Here is a 2,481-nt window from a genome sequence, read left to right as displayed (position 1 = left end):
ATGGAGCGCTTACAAAATAACCAGCCATTTAGACGTCTAGACGTTGACAAGCCTTTGGTGTCAGATTAGTCTGCTCGCCTTATTTATTGATTATGTTGTCGTTCACATGTCTGGTTCTAAAAATTCTAATAAAGCAATCGCACCATCAGCGGTCGCACTTTTACCTTTAGTGCTATTCCTTGCGCTGTTTATTGGCGTAGGCACTTATCTTTCTTTTCAGGGTGTCGCTCTGGCATTCTATCAATTCCCAGCACCAATCGCTGCTTTGCCAGCGGTGATTCTCGCTCTTATTCTAAGTAAAGATAAGCTCAATAAAGCAATTGAACATTTTATGCAGGGTGTTGGTCATTCCGACATCATCGCCATGTGCATGATCTACTTGCTTGCAGGCGCTTTTGCATCGGTAGCAAAAGCATCTGACGGTGTCGATGCAACGGTTAATTTTGGCTTGGCTACCTTACCCTCTGGCTTAATCTTACCGGGTATCTTCGTGATTTCTGCATTTATTGCGACCGCGATGGGTACGTCAATGGGCACCATTGCCGCTATAGCTCCAGTAGCATTGGGTATTGCGCAGTCTGCTGGCATGAGCATTCCTCTTACCGCAGGTGTAGTACTGAGTGGAGCCATGTTTGGTGATAACCTTTCGATAATTTCGGACACTACAATTGCTGCAACACGCTCTCAAGGATGCCAAATGAAGGATAAATTCAGAGAGAATGTCCGCATAGCTATACCAGCAGCCTTAGTCGCTATTGCAATTTTTACTTACTTTAGTACGGAAGCGGTATTACCCGAGACTGGGGCTATTGAATGGCTTAAGATTTTACCTTACATCTCTATTCTTGTACTAGCCGCTTCCGGAGTGAACGTCTTCGTCGTATTGACAATAGGGATAGGCTTAGCAGGAATTAGCTGCTTGACCTTTGTGAAAGATTACGCCGTTGCTAACCTTGCAAATGATGTTTATTCTGGCTTCACTAATATGCAAGAGATCTTCTTACTATCGATGCTAATCGGTGGTTTAAGTGAACTCATGCGCCGCCAGGGTGGCTTAGCATTTCTGACAAATCTTGTAAGTAACATGATAGCTAAATTTAGTTCAAAGCATTCTCTGAACGTCAGTAGCCGCGCAAGTGAGTTAGGTATTGCTGGCCTGGTTGCGATGGTGAATACCTGTACCGCCAACAACACCGTTGCCATCATTGTATCAGGTAGCGTGGCTCGTCAACTGGCAGAAGAGAACAACGTATCACCACGTCGCTCTGCAAGTTTGTTGGATATCTTCTCATGTGTTATCCAAGGTGTATTGCCATACGGCGCACAAGTTCTGCTACTGGGCTCGGTATTTCACCTTTCTCCACTAGAAGTCGTCGCGAACTCTTACTACTGTTTCGCGCTTGCAATTGCCGCAATCGTGGCGGTGTTTATCAAGCACCCAGCGCGTCAGTCTGTAACTCAGACTGAAAGCTAAAATTAGATTTGAAGAAGGCTCCGATTGGAGCCTTTTTTGTGTCTTAAGAAAAGAAGAGATTCCCTACTCGCTCCTTCGTCGCTCTAGGGAATGACGTGGTGAGGGACTGAGCATCTAACTGGCGGAGGTAAACGCTGAACCGAAAAGTTTTTAGTTAGAAGAGTAACCCGCAAACAGATATGACCGACTTGATCCTTCATCGCTCTAGAGAGTGATCCCCGTAGAGACTGAGCATCTATCTGACTGAAGGAAACGCTGAACCGAACAAATCCCCAGTTAGAAGAGTAATTCGTAAACAGCGGCTCCTAATTGTTCCTTCGTTGCATTAGGGAATGACGCTGTTAGGGGCTGAGTATCTATCTGACTGAGGGAAACGTTGAGCCGAACAAATTCCCAGTTAGAAGAGTAACTCGTAAACAGAGGTGTCCTAATTGATCCTTCGTTGCATTAGGGAATGACGCTGTTAGGGGCTGAGTATCTATCTAGCAGAAAGCAAACACTCAACGAAACAAGCTCTTACCATGATAGCGTAGGTTGCTAATATGGTGCCGCTCTCTCCGCCGCTCTAGATAATCACGTTATGTAAAACCAAGCATCCACCGAGGCTAATTCCGTCATTCTCGAGAAGGAGGAACGACTGAGTCAGGAATCTCTCTCAGGCGCGTAATTGTTTAAATCTGCTCGTACAAATCATCCCACTTGGGATTCGTTTCATTTATTAACCTTTCCTTCCAACTCCGATTCCATTTCTTCAATTGCTTTTCTCTACTTATCGCAGTGTAGAAATCATCAAAAAGCTCAAAATACACCAGCTTGTTTGTCTTGTACTTCCTAGAAAATCCCTTCTCAACCGCATTTTTGTGCTGCCAGATACGTTTTTTTAGATTCCCTGTAACACCGATATATAAAGCACTTTTCGTTTTGCATGTAACTATATAAACCGCAGGTTGCTTCATACTTTTAGTCCTCAGCCTTTTTATCGAGCTAAGAGCCTATCCCAAAAGGGA

At 44.5% G+C, this 2,481-nt stretch carries 2 protein-coding genes; one reads left to right on the top strand and one right to left on the bottom strand.

What is annotated here, in order from left to right; all coding sequences use genetic code 11:
* Positions 1-106: 106 nt before the first annotated feature.
* Positions 107-1,474, top strand: a complete 1,368-nt coding sequence (locus KIV40_RS09985; protein WP_285348969.1) for a Na+/H+ antiporter NhaC family protein — start codon at positions 107-109, stop codon at positions 1,472-1,474.
* Positions 1,475-2,145: 671 nt separating this feature from the next.
* On the opposite strand, the gene KIV40_RS09980 is transcribed toward KIV40_RS09985, so the two are convergent.
* On the bottom strand, positions 2,146-2,430 hold the full coding sequence (locus KIV40_RS09980) for a GIY-YIG nuclease family protein (protein WP_009705597.1): 285 nt from the start codon (positions 2,428-2,430) through the stop codon (positions 2,146-2,148).
* Between the last annotated feature and the right edge of the window lie 51 nt (positions 2,431-2,481).

The sequence above is a fragment of the Vibrio sp. D173a genome (assembly GCF_030248475.1).
The sequence above is the reverse complement of the archived record's forward strand: the minus strand, read 5'-3'. Positions and strand labels throughout refer to the sequence as shown.